This window comes from Escherichia sp. KTE159 (assembly GCF_000408805.1).
GTDB classification, from domain to species: domain Bacteria; phylum Pseudomonadota; class Gammaproteobacteria; order Enterobacterales; family Enterobacteriaceae; genus Escherichia; species Escherichia marmotae.
In genome coordinates this window covers 318,774-340,459 of sequence record NZ_KE137292.1, presented here as the reverse complement: position 1 = coordinate 340,459, position 21,686 = coordinate 318,774, and the positions used below count along the sequence as shown (strand labels likewise).

Here is a 21,686-nt window from a genome sequence, read left to right as displayed (position 1 = left end):
ATCTACACCACCATCAATTGATGATTCGCCAGCAAAGTGGCAAGGTCGGTATGCACGCCCGTCAGCGTGACCACGTTAGCTGTCGCAAAGCCGCCGCCCGTGCCGTCGCGGTCGATCTGCACGATGGTGTCGCTGCCGCTCTGGGTAACTTTGACAAAATCACCGATGTTTCCGGCCTGTGCATCCAGCGTCGCCACACCGTTGACGTAGCTGGCTTTGCCGTTTCCGGTGTAGCCGCTACCCTGTAACAGTTCACGAATATCAATGCGATCGGTGTCGGCGGTACCTTCCCATGTCCCTACCGTAAAGCCATTCACCACGTCCGAACCGTTGCCGCCGGTGGCGTCGCTGGCGTTGAGCAGTTTATAGAGCAAGGTGTCGTGACCGCCGTTGCCGATATTGAGCGTGTCGTTACCGCCGCGCCCTTCCAGTTGGTTATCGCCTGTGCTGCCGGTCAGGGTGTCGTTAAAATTCGATCCAGAAATGCCTTCGATATTGGTAAATGTCGAGGTGTTAAAACCGGTGGCCTGCGCGGCGGTGCTGCTTAAGTTAGCGGTCACGCCCACCGTCGAAAGCCGGAAATCAACCACGTCCATCCCGCCGTTCGCCAGCCAGGTTCCGGTGCCGGAGCTGTACACCCAGCCGCCGGAGCCGTCGTAAGTGTCGGTGCCTGCGGTGGCGAAGAAGGTGTCGTTATAGCCGGTGCCGACAAATTTGCCGTTGTTGCTCGCGGTGCCTGCTTCGGCGCTGAGATCATAAGCGTGGGTAGCATCAGTGGCATGTAAACCGCCCCAGGTGGTGTTTACCGTCTGGTCGATATTGCTGGCGGTGGCACCGGTGGATTTGATCAACACCGCGTTGTAGGTTTCTCCGGCATTCAGCCCGTAGAAATTGACCAGCGCCGAGGTGTCGTTAACCCCCATCCCCGACTGCGGGTTGATGATTTGCGTGGCGACCAGCACACCCGCCGAGTTGTACAGCTTCACGGTGTTACCGTAATAGACGTTAATACCGTTGGGATCGGTAATACGCAGGTGCAGCGAAGTGCCGTAGCTCACCGTGTTGGTGTTACGGATCAGGAACACGCTGCCCGACTGTTTGGTCACCAGTACATCCACCGCGCCATCCCAGTCGTAGTCCATTGCCGCCACGCCGCTGGTGGTGCCACTCTGGCTGCCGCCGAGTACCGACTGTGTCCAGTTGCTGGCACCGCCAACGTTGGTGTAAAGATACGACTGTCCAGTCTGGGCAATACGGGCGATATCCATTAACCCGTCATGATCCCAGTCCACCGCTACGCTGAACTGGCTGGCATAGGTTGTGCCCGTTGCGCCCACCGCAACCGGACTCCCCAGTACGCCGTTGGTGTTGAATAACAGGGAGCCGTAGTTAGCTCTTCCTTGACTGGCGGGCAGGAACAGATCCATATCGCCGTCACCATCGAAATCTGCCCAGGTCATGGAGACAGACGTCGAGTTACCACCGCTGCCCGCCGTGCTGAGGAAGGTATTGATGGTGTTTTGTCCCCAGACAAAGGTGCCGTTGCCCTGGCTGATGAGCGATGAAAGGGTGTAGAAGTTATTCAGGTTGAAGGTGTGTTGAACCAGATCTACCCTGCCGTCATTGTTAAGATCGACGCCGGAACCTTCGTTAAGTGAAAGATAGCCGTTTACCAACCCGCCGACCGTGGCGCTCCCGCCGTTGTTGGCGGTGGTGGAGTTGCCTACCAGGGTGCCCGCGTTATTCCACAGGAAGGTGTTGGAGTCCGGCCCGCCAGCGTCGCCAATCCAGAAATCGAGATAGCCGTCGCCCTCTTTATCAAACGCCACAATCGAGCCATACCACGTCAGCGTGCCAACGTTCACCTGAATCGCGCTGGAAAAGGTGCCGTCGCCGTTATTGGTAAAGCCGTTGATATAGCCCGTACCGTAGTCATCGCGGGTAATAAACAGATCGCCCGTGCCGTTGCGGTCGTAATCGGCAATGGAACTGGTGGCGTAGTTGTTGCCGCTTTGCACCAGCGTCAGTGCGGTCTTCGACCAGGTGAGCGGATCGGTTGATTGCATAATTTGCTGGTTCGCCAGCACCGTCCACATCCCGTGGTTGTCGAGGCCGTAGGTCAGCCCCCAGGCCGTTGTTTTATTGGCGGTCGTCCAGGCTGGCGTGTAATCAATTGCCGCGTTGACCGTCACCGTGCCGTTGCTGACGTTAGCGGTGTTGCCGTTGCCCGCCGAGCTTTTCACCTGCGCGGTGACGTTATAAGCGGTTGCGGACGCTGCCAGTGCATCGGTATCCGGCAGTTGCACATACCAGGTATTGTGTGCCGGGTCGACTACCACCGCGCCGCCCGGCTGCGAGGTGTAGGTTTTGCCGTTGATCACCACTTCGACGTACTGCCCACTGGCAAGCGCAGCGGTGATTACGCCGCTGATAATCGGCGTGGTGTCACGCGTGGTTTGGTTGGTGATTTGCGCCAGCGTGGTCGGAATAGAGGTATCCACCGTCAGAACAAAATCACTGGAGGAGGTGATATTCCCTGCCAGATCCACCACTCGCGCACTGTAGGTGTACGCGCCACTGACCAGACCGCTGTCGCTGTAAGTCCAGTTCAGTGCGCCGACCATCGTCACCGCGCCTAACAGCAGGCCATTGCGGTAGAGGTAAACCACTTCGCCACTGGCCAGCGGGCCGGAGAGCACGCCGTTCAGCAGCGGCGTGGTGTCGTCGGTGGCCTGCGAACTGCTTAACGTCCCCTGACGCTGCCCGACATCATCGGTATACGACACAATAGTCGGCGTGGCGGTGGGGTTAATCGTATCGACCACCACCGTTTTCGACACCACCGGGCCGGTATTCCCCGCCAGATCCAGCACCCGCACCTGATAAACGTAGCTGCCATCGGTCAGCGTGCGGCTGTCGGTGTAAGTCCACTGCGTGCCGTTGGTGGTGAGCGTGGTCCAGGTCGCGCCGCCGTCGAGGCTAATCTGCGCCACTTCGCCGCTGGCAAGCCCCGCCCCCAGCGAACCGGTCAGCGTGAGCGTGGTATCACTGGTGATAAAGTCGGTGGCCGAACTCCCCGTGTCGGTGCTGATGCTGGCGATGGTCAACACCTGCGCCGGATTAACGGTGTCGATCTGCGCCGACTGGCTGCCCGTTGCGCCAATGTTGCCTGCCAGATCGACCACCCGCACCTGCCAGGTTGTCGTGCCGTTAGTCAACGTGCGCCCGTCAGCGTATGTCCAGTTCAGGCCATCTGCCGCCAGCGTCACGTTCACCCAGGTTGCGCCGTTGTCGGTACTGATTTGCGCGAACTCGTTAGCACCGAGCGCCGCGCCCAGTACGCCGCGCACGGTAAGCGTGGTGTCGCTGGTAATAAAATCGCTGCTGCTGGCTCCGGTGTCATCGCTGATGCCGGTAATGGTGATGCTTTTTGCCGCTTCCGGGCTGGTGGTGTCAACCACCACGTTTTGCGTCGCGGTCTGCCCGACGTTTCCCGCCAGATCCACCACCCGCACCGTGTAGTTCCAGGTGCCGTCGGTCAGTGTGCGACCATCGGCATAGCTCCAGTTGGTGCCGATAACGGTTAAAGTGGCCCAGGTAACGCCGCCGTCGAGGCTGATTTGCGCCCGTTCATCGGCGGCAAGCGTTGCGCCGAGCGTCCCGCGCACGGTCAGTGTGGTGTCGCGGGTAACAAAATCGCTGCTGCTTAAACCGGTGTCATCGCTAATGCCCGCAATGGTGATGGTTTTGCTCGCCAGCGGCGCACTGGTGTCCACGGTGACTATCTGGCTGGCGGTCGCGCCGATATTTCCGGCGGTGTCGATAACCCGCACCTGGTAGTTGTAGTTGCCGTCGGTCAGCGTGCGCCCGTCAAGGTACGTCCAGGTCAAACCGCTTACCGACAGGTTCTGCCAGGTGGTGCCGCCGTCGATGCTGATTTGTGCGAACTCACCGGCAGAAAGCGTCGCCCCCAGCGTGCCGCTCACCGCAAGCGTCGTGTCGCTGGTGACAAAATCGTTAGTGATCAAGCCGGTATCGGTGGTGATCGCGCTAATGGCGATGGTTTTCACCGCTGGATCTGGGGCGATGGTATCGATCACAACGTTCTGGCTGTCGGTCGCGCCGACATTGCCCGCCGCATCAATGACCCGCACCTGATAGAGATAGTTACCATCGGTCAGCGTGCGGCTGTCGTTGTAGCGCCAGGTCGTGCCGGTCACGGTGAGCGTGATCCAGGTTACCCCGCCGTCGATACTGATTTGCGCCGTCTCGTTACTGGCAAGCGCAGCGGTCAGCGAGCCGTTGACCACCACCGGGCTGACGCTGGTGATAAAGTCGCTGGCGCTAAGGCCGGTGTCGGCTTGCAGGGAATCGATATTAATGGCCATCGCCGGAGCGCTGAGATCAACGGTAATGGTGTGATTGTTGCTGCCAGTGTTGCCAATGGCGTTGCTCACCGAGGCGTTAATCACGTAGGCGTTGCCATCTGCCAGCGCGGTGACATCGGCGCTGCCGAGGGTGTAGCTCCAGCTACCACCGGTCTGCACCGTGGTGGTGTAGGTTTTGCCGTTTAAAGTCAGGGTCAGCGTCTGACCGACCGGCGCGGTGGTGGTGCCGCTGATCACCAGCGATGAGCCGTGTTCCGCCGCATTCACCACATCATCACCCGCGAAGGTGTTGATGGTGACCGTGGGGACGTCGCCGTTCAACGTGACGCCACGGCTGGCGCTGCCGGAGTTTCCGGCCTGATCGCTGACCGTCGCGCTGACGGTGTAGCTGCCGTCGCTTAATCCGACAAACTGCTGAGCCGGAATAAATACCGACCAGCTTCCTCCGCTACCAACCGTTGCAGTCCAGGTTTGCCCGTTAAAAGTGACAGTCACCGTCTGACCGACTTCGGCGGTGGTGGTGCCGCTGATGGTTTGTCCTGCAAGCTGCTCGGCGTTGTTGATAATATCGTCGCCCGCCACCGTGGCGATGGTGATCGTCGGCGCAACGGTGTCGACAGTCAGTGCGTGCGTGGTCTGTCCGGGGTTACCGGCGCGGTCGTTCACGCTGGCGGTAATGGTCTGTGCGCCCTGCCCAAGTGTTGCCAGATCTGCCGCTGGCACGTTCAGCGCCCAGGTGCCATTGGCGGCAACCGTGGCGGTGTAGGTTTTACCGCCAAAGGTCACGGTGACCGTCTGTCCCACTTCCGCGCTAGTCGAGCCGTTAAGGGTTAACGGCTGCTGCTGTTCAGCGGCGTTGAGTCGGTCGTCCGTCGAAACGGTATTAATGCTGATCACCGGCGCGGTGAGATCTACCGCCACGCTGCGCGAAGCCGTAGCGCTGTTTCCGGCGCTGTCCTGGGCGGAGGCACTGACCGTGTAGCTGGTGCCATCGGCTAGTGCGGCGACGTCTGCCGCAGGCACATTCACGCTCCAGCTCCCGTTGCTTTGAATGGTGGCGCTATAACCTTTGCCGTTAAGCAACACGGTGACTACGGTGCCAGTGGCAAAGTTCGTTCCGGTGCCACTCAGGGTCAGCGCACTGCCTGCTTCGGCGGCGTTAATGAGGTTATCGCCGCTGATGGTACTGACCGAAAGTGACACCGCCGCCGTATTCACCTGCACGTTGTGCGTCTGGGTGCTGCTGTTGCCTGCGCTGTCGGTGATGGTGGCGCTGATGGTTACCGTGCCGTCTGCAAGGCCGGAAATCACGCTGGCAGGCACGCCGACGCTCCAGTTGCCACTGGCATCGGTGCTGGTGACATACTGCTGCCCGGCGATGGTCACCACCAGGCGGTCGCCCGCTACCGCGCCCGTAGCGGTGCCGCTGATAATCTGCGCCTGAGTGTGTTCAACGTTGTTAATCACATCATCGCCCGCCACGGTATTAAAGCTAATCACCGGCGCGGTGGTATCGACGGTTACGCCTTTGCTGGCGCTGCCAGGATTACCCGCCAGATCGCTGACCGTGGCAGTCAGGGTGTAACCATTATTAGCAAGCGTGGTTAAGGCGCTGGCAGGCAGCGTTAAGCTCCAGCTACCATCCGCCTGCACCGTGGTCTGGTAGGTAGTGCCGTTAAGCGTGACGGTCAACGTTTGCCCCGCTTCCGCCGTACTGGTGCCGGAAACCGTTACGCCCGCCGCCGCTTCGCTGGCATTGATGATGTTATCGCTGGCAATGGTGTTGATGGTCACCATTGGCACGGCGCTATCGACGCTGTATTCATGCGTTGCCGTGGCGCTGTTGCCGTTGACGTTAGTCACCCGCACCAGGGCGCTGGCATCGCCATCACGCAGAGCCGCCATATCCGCGGCCGGAACGGTGGTGCTCCAGCTACCGTTTGCCGCCACCGTGGCGCTGTAAGTTTTGCCGCCAAAGGTAACGGTAACGATTTGCCCCGCTTCGACGCCGGAGGTGCTGCCGGAGAGCGTTAACGCCGCGCCTTTTTCGGCGGCGTTAATCACATCATCGCTGGTGATGGCGTTAATGCTGATGGCAACGGCGGTGAGATCAACGGTGACCGGATGGGTAATGCTGGTCTGGGTTCCGGCACTGTTCGCGCCGCTAACGCTAATGTTCAGCGTTCCCGCAGACCAGTTGCTGACATCCGCCGCCGGAACGCCGACGCTCCAGTTGCCGTTCGCCAGCACCGTTGCAGCGTAAGTTTGATTATTAATCACCACCGTCAGCGCCGTGCCTGCGGCAAAGCCGGAGCTGCTGCCGGAAATCACCTGCGCCTGACCATGTTCGATGATATTGACCACATCATCGCCTGCAACGGTGTCGACTCGCAGACCTGGCAGACTGGCGTCAATGGTGATATCGCGCGTGCCGCTGCCGGTGTTGCCAACAGCGTTGGTGACCGAGGCGTTAACGGTTAACTCACCGTTACCCAGCGCCTGCCAGTCGGCGGCAGGCACGCTCACGTTCCAGCTTAAATCTGGCTGGACGGTGACGCTGTAGGTTTTGCCGCCCAGCGTAACGGTGACGGTGCTGCCCGCCGCCGCACCGGTTACCTGGCCGCTGATAGTTTGTGCACTGCCTGCTTCAGCGGCGTTGATAATGTCGTCCGTTGCCACCGGATTAATGGTTACGCCCGGCAGCGCGGTATTGACCTGCACGTTATGGCTGGCGGTGCTGCTGTTGCCCTGGGCGTTGGTGACGCTCGCCGTGACGCTGTAGGTGGCTTCGCCCAGCGCACTGACCGCCGAGGCGGGCACGGTAACGCTCCAGTTGCCGGAGGCATCGGTGGTGGCGCTGTAGTTTTGTCCATTCAGCGTAACGGTGATCGCCGTGCCCGCAGGTTGATCGCTGGTGCCGGAAAGCGCCAGATTCGATCCTTTTTCAGTGGCGTTGATCACGTCATCGCCCGCGATGGTGTTGATGCCAATCACTGGCGCGGTGAGGCTGACGGTCACGGTGCGGCTGGCGTCGTCGCTGTTGCCCGCCCGATCGCTGACGCTGGCAGTGATTGTCTGCGCACCGCTACCCAGCGCCGTAACATCCGCCGCCGGTACGCCGACGCTCCAGTTACCGGAGGCATCCAGCGTGGTGGTATACGTTTTGCCGTTGAGCACGACGCTCACCACATCGCCCGCTTCCCCGCCGCTGCTGGTGCCGGAGATCACCAGCGCCTGCGCGTGTTCAGCATCGTTGATGATGTCATCGCCTGCCACGGTGTTAATGGTAAGAATCGGCGCGGTGGTGTCTACCGCCAGATTATGGCTGGCGCTGCCGGGGTTGCCCGCTTTGTCATTGACCGTGGCGCTGACGGTGTAATTGCTTGCGGTCAGCGCGCCTAAGGCTGAGGTGGGAACATTGACGCTCCAGCTACCGTCCGCCTGTACATTCCCGGTGTAGGTTGCGCCGTTAAGGGTGACGGTCACCGTCTGCCCGGCTTCGGCGGTACTGGTGCCGCTGACGGTGAGCGGGCTTCCGGCCTCTGTGGCGTTCAGGATATCGTCGCTGGCGATGGTGTTAATGGTGAGCGTCGGCGCGCTGGCATCGACGCTGTACGCATGAGTTGCCAAAGCGTTATTGCCGCTCGCGCTGCTGACGCTGGCCTGCACGTTCGCCGCGCCGTCTGGCAGGGTTGCCAGATCCGCCGCCGGAACCGTTACGCTCCAGCTCCCGTTGGCGGCGACGCTTGCGGTGTAAGTTTTGCCGCCAAAGGTGACGGTAACGGTTTGCCCGCTTGCAATCCCGCTGGTGCTGCCGGAAAGGGTCAGGTCGGTGCCTTTTTCGGCGGCGTTAATCACATCATCGCTGGCAACGGTGTTGATGCTGATAGCTACCGCCGTTAAATCGACGGTGAACGGATGGCTGACGTTGACCGGATTTCCGGCGCTGCTCTGGCCGACGACTTCAACGGTTAACGGCCCCGCAGGCCAGGTGCTGACGTTCGCCGCCGGAATGCCTACGCTCCAGCTACCGTCCGCCTGTACCGTGGCGGCATAGGCCACGCCGTTGATGGTGACCGTCAGCGCTGCGCCGGTATTCAGGCCGCTACTGCCGCCGGTGATCACCAGCGCCTGCCCGTGTTCGATGCTGTTGACGATATCATCGCCCGCCACGGTATCGACGCGCAGCCCCGGCAGATTGGCATCAATGGTGATATCCCGCGTGCCGCTGCCGGTGTTGCCACTGGCGTTGGTGACCGAGGCGTTAATGGTTAAATCGCCATTGCCCAGCGCCTGGAGATCGGCTGCCGGAACGCTGACGCTCCAGCTTAAATCGGCCTGAACTTGTGCAGTATAAGTATTGCCACCCAGCGTGACAGTAACCGTATCGCCTGCGGCGGCGCGGGTCACCGCCCCACTGATGGTTTGATCGGCGCCCGCTTCAGCGGCGTTGATAATATCGTCGCCCGCCACGGTGTTGATGGTGACGCCCGGCAGGCCGCTGTCGACCAGTAAATTTGCCTGGCTGCTGACCGTGTTGCCCACTGCACTGGTGGCGCTGGCGCTGACGGTATAGTTGGCCTGACCTAAGGCTGCCAGATCGCTCGCCGGTACGGTTAACGTCCAGTTGCCTGCTGCGTCGGTGGTGGCACTGTAGTTATGACCGTTAAGCGTGACGGTCACCTGTGCGCCGGTCGCCAGCCCGGAGCTGCTGCCGCTGATGGTCAACGGCTGGCCTTTTTCATCGGCGTTCAAAACGTTATCGCCGCTGATGGCGTTAAAGGTAATTGATGGCAGACCGGTATTGACCGTCACCTGATGGGTGGCGCTGCCGCTGTTTCCGGCGGCATCGGTGACACTGGCGTTAATGGTGACCGTACCGTTCGCCAGTGCCGAGACGACGCTTGCCGGTACGCCGACACTCCAGTTACCGCTGGCATCCAGCACGGTGGTAAAGGTATTTGTGCCGATAGTCACCGTGACGGTGCTACCGGTTGCCGCGCCAGTGGCGGAGCCGCTGATAATCTGCGCCTGGGCGTGTTCTGTGGCATTGATGACATCATCGCCCGCTACCGTGTTGATGGTGACGAGCGGAACGGAAGTATCAACGGTCAGATTGTGGTTAACGGAGGCCGGGTTTCCGGCTTTGTCGATCACCGCCGCGCTGACGGTGTAGTTACTGGCGGTCAGGGCGCTTAACGCTGCTGGCGGCACGCTGACGCTCCAGCTACCGTCCGTTTGTACCGTGCCGGTATAATTTGCGCCATTGAGCGTGACGGTCACCGTTTGCCCCACTTCCGCCGTACTGCTGCCGGTGATGGTCAGCGCCGTACCGGCTTCGGCGGCATTAAGAATATCGTCGCCCGCAATAGTGTTGATGGTCACCGTTGGCGCGCTGGCATCGACGCTGTAAGCGTGGGTAGTGGTGGCGCTGTTGCCGTTAACGTTGCTGACGCTGGCCTGCGCGCTGGCATCGCCATCACGCAGGGCGGCCATATCCGCCGCCAGAACCGTGGTACTCCACGAACCATTCGCAGCCACCGTGGCGCTGTAGGTTTTGCCGCCAAAGGTGACGGTGACCGTTTGCCCGGCTTCCACGCCGGACGTGCTGCCGGAGAGCGTTAACGCCGCGCCTTTTTCGGCGGCGTTAATCACATCATCGGCGGTAATGGCGTTGATGCTGACGGCAATCGCCGTGAGATCGACGGTGACCGGATGCGTGACGCTGACCGGATTTCCGGCAGTGGTGCTACCGCTCGCCGTAATCGTGACCGTCCCCGCAGGCCAGGCGCTGACATCCGCCGCCGGAACACCGACGCTCCATGAACCATCGGCTAAAACCGTTGCGCTATAGGTCTGGTTATTAATCGAAACCGTGAGTACCGCACCCGCAGCCAGACCGGAACTGCTGCCGGTAATCACCAGCGCCTGCCCGTGCTCGATGATATTAACCACATCATCGCCCGCGACAGTATCGACCCGCAGACCGGGGAGATTCGCATCTATGGTGATTTCACGCGTGCCGTTACCGGTATTGCCTACGCTGTTCGTCACCGTGGCTGAAATGGTCAGCTCGCCGTTGCCCAATGCCTGTAAAGCGGCTGCCGGAATATTAATACTCCAGCTTAAATTCGCCTGCACCGTGGCGGTGTAAGTCGCTCCGCCGAGCGTGACGGTCACGGTGTCGCCCGCCGCCGCGCCCGTCACCTGACCGCTGATGGTTTGATCTGCCCCGGCTTCGGCGGCGTTAATAATATCGTCCGTTGCCACAACGTTAATGGTGACGCCTGGCAGCGCGGTATTGACCTGTACGTTATGGCTGGCGGAACCGCTGTTGCCATCAACATCGGTTGCGGTGGCGGTCACCGTATAAGTCGCTTCACCAAGCGAACCCACCGCAGACGCCGGAACGGTCACGCTCCAGTTCCCGGAAGAATCGGCTGTGGTGGTGTAATTTTGCCCATTGAACTTGACGGTTACCTGCGTGCCCGCAGGCTGGTTGCTGGTGCCGGAAATCGCCAGATCCGCGCCTTTCTCCGTGGCGTTGATAATGTCGTCGACGGCAATCGTGTTAATGCCGAGCACCGGCGTGCCGAGCGCCACGCTAACGACGTGCGAGGCCGTGCCGCTGTTGCCTGCGGAGTCGGTGACCGTGGCGGTAATGGTTACATCGCCCTGCGCCAGTGCGGAAATCACGCTGGCAGGCACGCCGATGCTCCAGTTGCCGTTGGCGTCCAGCACGGTGGTATAGGTGGTCGTGCCAATGGTAACGGAAACCGTGTTACCGGTGGTCGCGCCCGTTGCCGAGCCGCTGATAACCTGTGCCTGGGCGTGTTCTGTGGCATTAATCACGTCATCGCCCGCCACCGTGTTGATGGTGACAACCGGAGCGGCAAGATCCACCGTCAGGTTATGCGTTGCCGAGGCCGGGTTGCCTGCTTTGTCGCTGACCGATGCACTGACCGTATACGAATTAGCGGTGAGGTTAACTAAATCGCCAGTCGGTACGCTGACGCTCCAGCTACCGTCTGCCTGTACATTGCCGCTGTAATCGACGCCGTTTAGCGTCACGGTCACCGTCTGCCCGGCTTCTGCCGTACTGGTGCCGCTGATAGTCAGCGCCGATCCCGCTTCAGCGGCGTTAATAATATCGTCCGTGGCGATGGTGTTGATGGTGACAGAGGGTGCGGTGGCATCGACACTATAAACATGCGTTGCCTGGGCGTTGTTACCAGCTACGTTGCTGACGCTGGCTTGTACGTTTGCTGCGCCATCTGGCAAGGTTGCGAGATCCGCCGCCGGAACTGTCAAGCCCCAGCTACCGCCCGTTGCCACGGTGGTGGTGTAGCTTTTGCCGCCGAAAATAACGGTAATGGTCTGCCCCGCTTCCACGCCGGAGGTGGTGCCGGAGAGCTGCAAATCACTGCCTTTTTCGGCGGCGTTAATCACATCGTCGCCGGAAAGTATATTGATGGTGATAGCGACGGCGGCGAGATCGACGGTGACCGGATGGCTAATGCTGGTTGTCGTTCCGGCGGTGTTGGTGCCTGTAACCGTAATATCGACCGTCCCCGCAGGCCAGTTAGCGACATCCCCAACCGGAACGCCCACGCTCCAGGTGCCGTCGGCTAATACCGTTGCGCCGTAGGTGACGCCGTTGATTTCCACTGTCAGTGGCGTTCCCGCCGCCAGTCCGGTGCTGCTGCCGGTTACCACCAGTGCCTGACCGTGTTCGATAATATTAACCACATCATCGCCTGCCACGGTATCGACGCGCAGACCAGGCAGGTTAGCGTCTATCACAATGTCGTGCGTTGCGGTGCCGGTATTGCCTGTGGTGTTGGTCACCGAGGCGCTGATGGTCAGTTCACCGTTGCCCAGCGCCTGCAAATCTGCCGCCGGTACGCTGACGCTCCAGCTTAAATCTGGCTGCACGGTGGCAGTGTATTGGTTGCCACCAAGCGTGACCGTCACCGTATTCCCCGCTTCTGCCGTTCCCGTTACCTGCCCGCTGATGGTCTGGTTAACGGCGATTTCAGCGGCGTTGATAATGTCATCGCCTGCTACGGTATTAATGATCACCCCAGGCAGCAGCGATTCGACATTCACCGTATGCGTTGTGCTGCCGCTGTTGCCCGCGCTGTCGGTAGCGGTGGCGCTAATCGAATAAACCGCCTCGCCCAGCGCACCGACCGCCGAAGCTGGCACGGTAACGCTCCAGTTACCGGAACCATCGGTGGTGGCGCTGTACGCCAGGCCGTTCAACATCACAGTGACCGTGGTGCCGGTCGCCAGACCGCTGGAGCCGCCGCTGATGGTCAGATCCTGGGTTTTCTCGGTATTGTTAATGATGTCATCGCCGGAGACGGTGTTGATGGTCAGCGTCGGGCCACTGAGATCAACGGTCACATCGTGGGTCGTGCTGTCGCTGTTGCCCGCGCGATCGCTCAGGCTGGCGGTGATAGTCTGGCTGCCGGTGGCCAGCGCCGTAACATCCGCCGCCGGAATGCCGACGCTCCAGTTACCGGAGGCGTCCAGCGTGGTGGTGTAGTTTTTACCGTTCAGGTTAACCGTGACCACATCGCCCGCCGCCGCGCCCGTGCTGGTTCCGCTGACGACCAGCGCCTGCCCGTGTTCGATGGCGTTGATAATGTCATCGCCCGCAACGGTGTTAATGGTGAGATCTGGCGCGGTAAGGTCCACCGCCAGCGCATGGTCGGCACTTGCCGGGTTACCCGCTTTGTCGCTCACCGTCGCAGTCACGGTATAGCTGCTGGCGGTTAATCCGCTTAAATCCGTTGCCGGAACGTTCACGCTCCAGGTGCCATCCGCCTGAACGGTGGTCTGGTAAGTGTTGTTATTCAGCGTAACGGTCAGCGTCTGTCCGGCCTGCGCCGTGGTGGTGCCGCTGATGGTTATCCCCGCGCCAGCTTCGCTTACGTTGAGAATATCGTCGCCAGCGATGGTGTTGATGGTCACAAGCGGCGCGGTGGCATCGACGCTGTACGCGCGATCCGCCTGGGCGCTGTTGCCGTTAATGTTGCTGACGCTCGCCTGCACGTTGCCCGCGCCGTCCGGCAACGCAGCGAGATCGGCAGGTAACACGTTCACCGTCCAGCTACCGTTGGCTTCCACGGTAGTGGTGTAATTTTTGCCGCCAAAGGTGACGGTCACCGTTTGCCCGGCTTCCACGCCGCTGGTGCTGCCGCTCACCACCAGCGTTTCGCCTTTTTCGACAGCGTTGATCACATCATCGCCGGAAAGGGTGTTAATGGTGATGGCAACCGCCGCCAGATCGACGGTGACCGGATGGGTAATGGTGGAGGTTGTTCCGGCGCTGTTGGTGCCGCTTACCGTAATATCCACCGTACCCGCAGGCCAGTTGCTGACATCCGCCGCCGGAACACCGAGGTTCCATGTGCCGTCGGCTAACACCGTCGCGCCATAAGTGACGTTGTTGATAACGACCGTTAACGCCGTTCCTGCCGTTAACCCGGTGCTGCTACCGGTTACCACCAGTGCCTGACTGTGCTCAATGCTGTTTATGACGTCATCGCCCGCCACCGTATCGACGCGTAAGCCAGGCAGATTGGCGTCGATTGTGATATCGCGCGTACCGCTGCCGGTGTTGCCGACGCCGTTAGTCACCGAGGCGTTTACGGTGAGAGAGCCGTTGCCGATGGCCTGAATATCCGCCGCCGGAACGCTGACGCTCCAGCTTAAGTTAGCCTGCACCGTGGCGGTGTAGGTGTTGCCGCCCAGCGTCACGGTGACCGTATTGCCCGCCGCTGCGCCCGTCACCTGACCGCTGATGGTTTGCGCGTTACCGGATTCAGCAGCGTTAATAATATCGTCGGTCGCCACCGCGTTAATGGTGACAGCAGGCAAGGCGCTGTTGACCAGCACGCTATGGCTGGCGGAGTTGCTGTTGCCCGCGCTGTCTGTGACGTTCGCGGTTACTGTGTAGTTAGCTTCACCCAGCGCGCTAACCGCCGAAGCTGGCACCGTGGCGCTCCAGTTGCCGGAAGCATCTGTGGTGGCGGTGTAATTTTGCCCGTTCAGCGTCACTGTAACCGTAGTGCCCGCTGGCTGATTACTGGTGCCGGTGATTTGCAGATCCGCGCCTTTTTCCGTGGCGTTAATCACGTCATCCGTAGCAATGGTGTTGATGCCAATGGTTGGCGAGGTCAGATTCACGGTAACCGTGCGGCTGGCGTCATCGATGTTGCCTGCCGCGTCGGTAATGGTCGCGGTGATGGTTTGCGCACCGCTGCCCAGCGCAGTGACATCTGCCGCCGGAACGCCGACGCTCCAGTTGCCGGAAGCGTCCAGCGTCGTGGTGTAGGTTTTACTGTTTAACGTGACGGTGATGACATCGCCCGCTTCCCCGCCGGTGCTGGAACCGGAGATCACCAGCGCCTGTCCGTGTTCGGAGGCGTTAATAATGTCATCGCCGGAGACGGTGTTGATCGTTAATACCGGAACAGTGAGATCCACCGCCAGACCGTGAATTGCGGTCGCCGGGTTACCCGCCTTGTCGTTTACCGAGGCGCTGACGGTGTACGGGCTGGCGGTCAGATTGCTGAGATCTGTTGTCGGTACGCTGACGCTCCAGCTTCCGTCCGCCTGAACGGTGCCGGTATAGCTGACGCCATTAAGCGTGACGGTTACCGTCTGACCCGCTTCGGCGCTACTGGTGCCGTTGATGGTTAACGGATTGCCCGCCTCAGCGGCGTTAAGAATATCGTCGGTGGCAATGGTATTGATGGAAAGCGTGGGTGCCGTGGCATCGACGCTGTAGGCATGGGTTGCCGAAGCCGTGTTGCCGTTAACGTTGCTGACGCTGGCCTGCACCGTAGCGTCACCGTCGCGTAACGCGTTGAGATCGGCGGCGGGTACGCTGGTTGTCCAGCTACCATCGCCCGCTACAGTGGCGGTATAAGTTTTGCCGCCAAAGGTGACGGTGACGGTTTGCCCCGCTTCCACGCCGGAGGTGCTGCCAGAAAGGGTTAAATCTGCCCCTTTTTCAGCGGCGTTAATCACATCGTCGCCGGAAACGGTGTTAATGGAAATCGCCACCGCCGCCAGATCGACGGTGACCGGATGGGTGATGGTGACCGGGTTTCCGGCACTACTGGCGCCTGAAACCGTAATATTCACCGTCCCCGCAGGCCAGTTGCCCACATCTGCCGCCGGAACACCGACGCTCCACGTGCCATCGGCTAATACTGTCGCAGCGTAAGTGACCGTGTTAATCACCACCGTCAGCGCCGCGCCCGCAGCCAGCCCGCTGCTGCTACCGGTTATCACCAGCGCCTGAGTGTGCTCGATGCTATTGACCACATCATCGCCCGCCACGGTATCGACGCGCAGACCAGGCAAATTGGCGTCGATAGTAATATCTCGCGAACCGCTGCCGGTATTGCCCACGCTGTTGGTCACCGAGGCGTTAACCGTCAGGTCGCCATTACCGATGGCCTGAATATCCGCTGCCGGAACGTCCACGCTCCAGCTTAAATTGCCCTGCACGGTGGCGGTATAGGTTTTCCCGCCAAGCGTTACGGTGACGGTATCGCCCGCCGCTGCGCCCGTCACCTGGCCGCTGATAGTCTGGGCGGAACCCGATTCCGTCGCGTTAATAATATCGTCGGTCGCCACCGGATTAAGGGTGACGCCAGGCAGCGCGGTATTGACCTGCACATTATGACTGGCGGAATTGCTGTTACCCGCGCTGTCGGTGACGTTCGCCGTCACCGTGTAGCTGGCTTCGCCCAGCGCGCCGACAGCAGAGGCTGGCACTGTGGTACTCCAGTTGCCTGCGGCGTCTGTCGTCGCGGTGTAATTTTGCCCGTTAAGCGTCAGCGTAATTGTGGTGCCTGCGGGCTAATTACTGGTGCCAGATATTTGCAGATCCGCGCCTTTTTCGCTGGCGTTAATAACGTCATCGGTGGCGATGGTGTTAATGCCAATAGTCGGCGCGGTAAGGTTAACGGTAACCGTGTGCGTCTCGCTGTCGCTGTTGCCTGCCGCATCGGTAACGCTCGCCGTTACGGTCTGTGAACCGCTGCCTAGCGCGGTGACGTCCGCCGCCGGAACGCCGACGCTCCAGTTGCCGGAGGCATCAAGCGTCGTGGTGTAGGTTTTACTGTTTAGCGTAACGGTGACGACATCCCCCGCTTCTCCACCGGTGCTGGAACCAGAAATCACCAGCGCCTGCCCGTGTTCGGCGGCGTTAATAATGTCATCGTCGGCAATGGTGTTGATGGTAAGTACCGGAACGGTGAGATCCACCGCCAGATTATGCGTGGTGCTCGCCGGGTTGCCCGCTTTGTCATTGACCGTCGCCGTCAGGGTATGGCTGCCATCCGTCAACGCTGCGAGATCTGCCGCCGGAATATTGATGCTCCAGGTGCCATCGGCCTGTACCGTTGCCTGATATGTCTGCACGGTTGGGCTATTGAGCGTTACCGTAACAATCTGCCCCGCTTCGGCGGTGGTGCTACCGCTCACCGTCACGCCCGCATCGGCTTCGCTGCCATTGACGATATTGTCGCTGGCAACGGTATTAATAATGATGGTTGGCGCACTGCTGTCGACGCTGTAGTTATGCACCGCCGAGGCGCTATTGCCGTTGACGTTGCTGACGCTGGCCTGCGCGGTGGCGGCACCATCAGTTAATGACGCTAAATCAGCGGCGGGTACGGTGGCAGTCCAGCTACCATCGCTCGCCACGCTGGCAGTGTAATTTTTCCCGCCAAAGGTCACGGTGACCGTTTGTCCGGCTTCTACGTTAGTGGTGGTGCCGGAAAGGGTTAAATCAGCGCCTTTTTCTGCGGCATTAATCACGTCGTCCGTGGCGATGGTGTTGATAGAAATAGCCGCCGGAGTGAGATCGACCGTCACTGGATGAGTGATGCTCACCGGATTTCCGGCACTACTTTCCCCGGACACGGCAACCGTCACCGTCCCCGCAGGCCAGGCGCTAACCTGCGCCGCCGTGACGCCCACGCTCCAGCTACCATCGGCCTGCACCGCAGTGGTGTATTCCACATTATTAATCGTGACGGTAAGCGGCGTTCCTTCTGCCAGCCCCGAGCTGCTGCCGGTGATGACCAGCGCCTGCCCGTGTTCGATGATATTGACCACATCATCACCCGCCACCGTATCGACCCGTAGACCAGGCAGATTGGCGTCAACGGTGATATCCCGCGTACCGCTGCCGGTGTTGCCGTTTTCATTGGTGACTGAGGCACTCACCGTCAAATCACCATTACCCAGCGCCTGGATATCCGCCGCCGGAACGCTCACGCTCCAGCTTAATCCAGGCTGTACGGTGGTGGTGTAGGTATTGCCACCCAGCGTAACGGTTACCGTGTCGCCAACGGCAGCTCCAGTCACCTGCCCGCTGATGGTTTGCGCTACGCCCGCTTCGGCGGCGTTAATGATATCGTCGGTTGCTACCGGATTAATGGTCACGCCGGGCAGCGCGCTGTCGATCAGGAGGTTATGGCTGGCGGTGGCGCTATTGCCGATACCGCTGGTCACCGCTGCTGTCACCGTATAGTTGGCCTGGCCTAATGCGGTTACCGCCGATGCCGGAACCGTCACGCTCCAGTTGCCGGAGGCGTCGGTCGTCGCCGTATAATTTTGCCCGTTCAATGTCACGGTGATGGCGGTATTAACAGGCTGATCGCTGGTGCCGGTAATTTGAACATCGGCTCCTTTTTCGCTGGCGTTAATCACATCGTCGCCAGCAATGGTGTTAATACCAATCACCGGCGCGGCGGTATCGACCGTGACGGTCAGTGACTGGCTGCCCGTGTTTCCGGCTTTGTCGGTTACCGAGACGCTGACAGGATAACTGCCGTCCGCCAGCCCACTGACCACCGAGGCCGGAACGCCCAGACTCCAGTTGCCGGAAGCATCCACCACCGTGGTGTAATTCTCATTATTCAGCGTCACGGTGACGATATCGCCCGCCTGTGCGCCAGTGACCGTGCCGCTGATGATTTGCGCCTGAGCATGTTCCGGCGTGTTGATGACGTTGTCGGTCGCCACCGGATTAATGGTCACCACCGGCGGCGTGGCATCCACCAGCGCCACACGTGAAACGCTGGTCGGGTTACCGGCGATATCGTTCACCCTGGCGGTGACCGTGGCGTTGCCGTCAGCCAGCGCGTCAACGTTGGCGGCGGGAACGGTCACACTCCAGGTGCCGTCTGACTGCACGGTGCCCTGATAGGTCTGCCCATTCAGCGTGACCGTTACCGTCTGCCCTGGCTGGGCGTCGGTGGTGCCGGTGATAGACAAATCTTGTCCGCTTTCAGTGGCATTAATGATGTTATCGGCGGTCAGCGAATCGATGCTTAAGGCCGGAGCCTGGCTATCGACGGTAATCGTGCGGGAGGTGTCGCCGGTGTTACCGCTGGTATTAGTGACAGTTGCGGTGATTTCCGTTGCGCCATCTGACAGGCTACTGACTGTACTGGCGGGTACGGTCAGGCTCCAGGAACCGTCGTTCTGTACTGTGGTCGTCAGGGTTTGCCCGGCGAATTTCACCACCACAGTTTGCCCGGCCTCGACGCCCTGGGTGGTGCCAGTCAGCGTCAGCGGCGAGCCTTTTTCTGCGGCGTTGATAATGTCATCGCCGGAAACGATGTTGATAGCGATCGCCACTTCACCCGCATCAACAAGCACGTTGTGGTCGATAGAGACCGGGTTACCTGCCGGGTCTGTTGCACTGGCCGTCACGACGACCGTGCCTGCACTGAGCGCCTGCAAGTCCGCAGCCGGAACGCCCACCTGCCAGTTGCCGTTGCTATCGGTCACGCCTTGATACGTTTCGTTGCCGAGCGTTACCGTCACGGTGGTGCCCGCGGGGAGATGACTACTGCTACCAGAAATAACCAGATCTTGCTGCTGTTCGAGGGCGTTAATAACGTCATCGCCGGAAATAGTATTGATACGCAGACCCGGCAGCGTGGCGCTGATGGTGATATCACGTTCACCATTACCGGTGTTGCCGTGTCCGTTCGTCACAGAGGCGTTGATTGTTAATGCGCCATCGCCCAGCGCCTGTAAATCAGCCGCCGGAACGTTCACACTCCAGGTGAGGTTGCTCCCCACCGTCGCCGTGTACGTATTGCCACCCAGCTCAATGGTTACAGTATCGCCCTGCACTGCGCCCACTACGCGCCCGCTCAGGGTTTGATCTGCCGCCGCTTCGGCATTGTTCACCACGTTGTCGCCCGCAAAGGTGTTGATAATCACCTGCGGCAGCACCGTATCGACCAGTAAGTTGCTTTGCGCGGTTCCCGTATTGCCGGTCACATCCGTGGCGCTGGCGGTAACAATATAGTTGGTGTTTGCCAGGTTCAGGACATCGCTTACTGGCACGCTCAGTGACCACACGCCGCCGTTAACCTGCGCACTATAAGTGACATTATTCAGCGTCACGTTAACCGTGCCGCCATCGGGCAAATTGCTGGTGCCGCTTAACGTTAGCGGCTGCTGAGACTCCAGCGCATTCAGTACGTTATCACCGCTGATGGGATCTATCGCCACCTGCGGCGCGACGCCCGCCAGGGTGATGTTATGAGTCGCTGTACCGGTATTTCCGGCAGCATCGGTAACCGTGACAATAAGGTCGTTAGGCCCACGCGCCAGCGTGCGGGTTACCGCTGGATCCAGAGCGACATTCCAGGTGCCGTCTGCCAGCACCACACCGGTCAGAACCGTGGCACCTAATTTGACGGTGACCGTGTCGCCAGGTGAAGCCCCACTGACCCGCCCGGAAATAATCTGTGCCACAATCTGTTCAGCGGTGTTAAGAACATCGTCACCCGCAACGGTGTTAACGCTGACCACAGGCGCACTGGTGTCTACCGTGAAATTTGCGCTGTTGCTGGTGGCGTTTCCTGCCCGGTCGCTGACGCTGGCATTTACGGCGTAGTTACCCTCCGTCAGTGCCTGCACTTCTGCGGCAGGCAGCGTCACCTGCCATGTGCCGTCGCTACCGACGATTGCTGTATGGCTTTTACCGTTTACTGTCAGGGTAACGGTTTGTCCCGCTTCAGCATTCGATGTACCACTTAACACCAGCGCGGCGTTATGTTCCGCGGCGCTGACAATGTTGTCCTGAGCGATAGCATTGATGGCAAGCGTCGGCGGCTGGGTATCGACTGTTAATAGTTGCGCACCAGTGACCGTATTGCCCGTGGCATCTTTACCACTAACCAGTACTGCCTGGTTCCCTTCAGCTAACGCCTGCGCATCGGCAGTCGGCACCTGCACGCTCCACGCGCCGTTAGCCCCGACGGTAGTCGTGTAAGTTTTGCCGTTAAGCGTGACGGTGAGTTCTGTTCCCTGTGCCAGATGGCTACTGCTGCCAGAAAGTGTAAATCCGCCAGCCTGCTCGCTGGCGTTAATAATGTTATCGCCTGCGGTGGTGGCAACCTGTACGGCGGCCTGACTGTTGTCGATAGTTAACGTTATCGAACCGGCATCGGTGATGGTGTTGCCGACAATTTGCACGACTGACCAGGTATGTTCACCGGCACTTTGTGTAGGTAAAGAAACGCTCCAGTGCCCGTTGCTGTCTACCTGTGTACTGGCGATGGTGTTGCCGTTGCTGTCTTTGATCTGGATTGTCGCCCCCGCCTGTCCGCTGCCGCTAAAGGTTGGCGTGGTGTCATCGGTGATGTCATTGGTAGCGAGAATGCCGCGCTGGTCGCCCTGATTATCGGTCACTAAAAATGACGGGGTAGCATTGCCTGGTTCGGCTGGCGGTGGGTTATTAACCACTTCAGTTTTCGAATCATCACCACCACCACTTGCCAGCAAAGCGCCAAGCGCGCCGCCACCTACCGCTGCACCCGCTAACCATCCCCACGGGAAGGTGCTCGTCTGAGCAACGGTATCAAGAAATGGTGCAATACTTTCAATGGCTGCAGTATGGGCTACCAGCTCCACAGGGGCTAAACCACCCGCAGCAGTATCAGCAAAAGTGACATGTGTAAGCTGTTGTCCATCGGCAAAGACCAGCTCCGATTGTTCAGTTGAATTAGCCGCTTGCAAAAAATAGCCATTGCAACGGACAACCGTACCATCCTGCATATAAATCAGCAGGTCATTTCCTTCGCGAACATAACGTGCGACGGCAGATGCCTGAGCATGAACCTGCACCACAGATGGCTCATAAATAACAACCGTGACGTCGCCCGGATTAATCAGCGTTTGTTTGACGGATGTTTTACGCGAAATAACATCAATAATCAGGCTCATAATGGCATTCCTGAT

1 pseudogene is annotated in these 21,686 nt (G+C 59.9%); it reads right to left on the bottom strand.

The window, feature by feature from the left end:
• Window positions 1-2 precede the first annotated feature (2 nt).
• A pseudogene (locus A31E_RS0122170) lies at window positions 3-21,671 on the bottom strand (Ig-like domain-containing protein).
• Window positions 21,672-21,686: the final 15 nt, after the last annotated feature.